Below are 3,081 nucleotides of genomic sequence, written 5' to 3' on the forward strand. Positions count from 1 at the left end.
CGCGTGCACCACCATGAACGGCGTCGCCCGGAACTCCCGCGCCACCTCCACCACCCGCCCGTGCAACCCCGGCGGGATCGAGAGGGGCACGCTGTCGCCGCGGTGCGAGGGGACGGCGGGCCGGGGCCGGTCGGCGGGCAGCGCGAGCTCCTCGGGGGAGCCCGCCAGCGCGTCGTGCCAGTAGGCGAGTTGGGCGGACAGCGCGCTGTCCTCCTCCCGCTCGTCGCCCAGACGGGCCTGCTGCCACAGGGCGTAGTCGGCGTAGGCGACCGGCAGCGGCGGCAGGGCCGGGGCCCGGCCGGCGTGGCGGGCGGCGTAGGCCGCGGCCAGGTCGGCGATCAGCGGCCGCCGCGACCAGGCGTCGGTGGCGATGTGGTGCATGACCAGGAGCAAGGTGTGCTCGTCGGGCGCCGTGGCGAACAGGTGGGCGCGCAGCGGTGGTTCGGCGTCCAGCCGGAAGGAGTGATCGGCCGCTTCCCGCAGCAGGCGGGGAAGCTCGTCCTCGTCGGTCCGGACGGGCCCGGTGAGCGGGGCCGGGCCGTCGGCGGGCAGGACGACCTGGTGCGGGCCGTGCTCGTCCTCGGCGAAGACGGTGCGCAGGCTCTCGTGCCGGGCGACCACGTCCCCCAGCGCGGCCCGCAGCGCCGCCACGTCCAGCGGACCGGACAGGCGCAGCGCCCACGGGACGTTGTAGGTGGCGCTCGGCCCCTCCAGCTGCCGGACGAACCACAGGCGGCGCTGGGCGTGGGAGAGGGGCAGGCGCTCGGGGCGCGGGTCGGCGGGGCGCAGCCGGGGCCCGGCCTCGCCCGCCGCGGAGAGCGCGGCGGCGAGGCCGGCCACGGTCGGCGTCTCGAAGACCTCGCGGACGCCCAGTTCGACGCCGAGCGTGCCGCGGACGCGGGCGACGAGCCGGGTGGCGAGCAGGGAGTGCCCGCCCAGGGCGAAGAAGTCGTCGTCCACGCCGACCGCGGGCACGCCCAGCACATCGGCGAAGAGCCCGCACAGGATCTCCTCGCGCGGCCCGCGCGGCGCCCGGCCGGGGTCCCGGCCGGTCGTCGCCTCCGGCGCGGGGAGCGCGGCCCGGTCCAGCTTGCCGTTCGCGGTCAGCGGCAGGCCGCCGTCGAGGACCACCAGCGCCGAGGGGACCATGTACTCGGGCAGCACCGCCCGGACGGCGGCGGACACGGCCTTCTCGTCGAGCGCGCCGCTGCCGCCGGCCGGTACCAGATAGCCGACCAGCCGGGCGGAGCCGGCGGCGTCGGGGCGCACGGCGACGGCGGCCCGGCCGACGCCGGGGGCCTGCGCCAGGGCCCTTTCGACCTCGCCCAGTTCGATCCTGAACCCGCGGACCTTGACCTGGTCGTCGGTCCTGCCCAGGTGTTCCAGGTTTCCGTCCGACCGCCAGCGGGCGAGGTCGCCGGTGCGGTACATCCGCTCCCCCGGCTCCCCGAACGGGCAGGCCACGAACCGCTCGGCGGTCAGCCCCGGCCGGCCCAGATAGCCCCGGGCCGGCCCGGCCCCGGCCAGGTACAGCTCGCCCGGCACTCCGTCGGGCACGGGCCGCAGCGCGGCGTCGAGGACGTAGGCGGCGGTGCGGGCGATCGGCGTCCCGGTCGGCACGGCGCCGCCGTGCGCCTCCAGGGTCTCGGCGGTGATGGGCGCGACGGTGGACCAGACGGTGGTCTCCGTCGGTCCGTACAGGTTGAGCAGGCGGCCGCCCAGCGGCGCGCGGCCGGGTTCCAGGAGGGTGCGGGCGAGGGCGGGCGGCAGTGCCTCGCCGCCCACCAGCACGCGCAGGGTGGTGAGGTCGAGGCCGCCGTCGACGGCCATGGCGTGCCACCAACCGGGGGTGGCCTGGATCACGGTCACGCCCTCGCGGGCGCAGAGGGACCTCACGGCCGCGGGGTCGCGCTGGGCGGTGGCGTCGGCGAGGACGACCGTGCCGCCGGTGAGCAGCGGGGCGAAGAGCTCCAGGACGGCGATGTCGAAGGAGACCGTGGTGACCGCCAGCAGCCGGTCCCCGGGCCCCAGTTCCAGCCGTTCGGTCATGTCGGCGAGGAAGTTCGCCACGGCCGACCGGGTCACCATGACGCCCTTGGGGCGGCCGGTGGAGCCGGAGGTGTAGATGGTGTACGCCAGCTCCTCCTCCCGCTCCCGGTCCCGCGCCCGCGTGCCTTCGGCCGGTGCGGTGCCGGGGGCGGCGGCCAGGCGTGCGGCGGTGGCCGGGTCGTCCAGGACGAGCAGCGGGGCGGGCACCGGCGGGAGGCGGCGCGCGAGGTCGGTCGTCGTGAGGACGCAGCCGGGCGCGGAGTCGGTGAGGATGTCCGCCAGGCGGCTCTTCGGGTGGTCGGGGTCCAGCGGCAGGTAGTGCAGGCCCGCCTTCCAGACGGCGAGCAGGGCCACCGGGAGCAGCGCGCCGCGCGGCAGGGCGACGGCGACGGGTCCGCCGCGCCCGGCGGTGCTCCGGGACAGCAGTGCGGCCAGCCGGTCGGCCCGTGCGTCGAGTTCGGCGTAGTCGAGCCGCTCCTCGCCCGCGACCAGGGCCGTGGACCGGGGGGTCCTGGCGGCCTGGGCCTCGAACCGCCGCAGCGGGGAGGGGTCGGGCAGGGTGCGGGCCGTGGCGTTGCGCCGGACGAGGACGTCGTGCAGCTCGGCCTCGCTCAGGACGGGAACGCGGCTCAGCGGGGTGCGGGGCTCCGCGACCGCCGCTTCGAGCAGCCGGAGGTAGCGTTCGGCCATGCTCCGGGCCGTGCTCTCGTCGTACAGGTCGGCGCTGTACTCGAGGACGCCCCGCATCCCGGCCGCCGTGCCGTCGGCCGCCCGGTCCTCGTTGAAGGACAGCGACAGGTCGAACTTGGCCGCCGCGATCTCCACCGTCTCGGGTCGCACCAGGACGTCCGACGCCCGGTCGGCGGGTCCTTCGTCGGGCGCCGCGCCGTTGTTGAAGGCCAGCAGGACCTGGAAGAGCGGGTGGCGGGCCAGCGAGCGCTCCGGGTTGAGCACTTCCACCAGGCGTTCGAAGGGGAGGTCCTGGTGCGCGTACGCCCCCAGGTCGGTGGCCCGCACCCGCTCCAGCAACTC

Annotated in this window: 1 protein-coding gene; it reads right to left on the minus strand. The window is 77.0% G+C overall.

The features are described 5' to 3' along the window. On the minus strand, positions 1-3,081 hold a 3,081-nt coding region (locus tag IE245_RS36445), incomplete at both ends, for a non-ribosomal peptide synthetase (RefSeq protein WP_189955732.1).

Source organism: Streptomyces roseolus (assembly GCF_014649855.1).
In the GTDB taxonomy this organism is placed as follows: Bacteria; Actinomycetota; Actinomycetes; order Streptomycetales; family Streptomycetaceae; genus Streptomyces; species Streptomyces roseolus.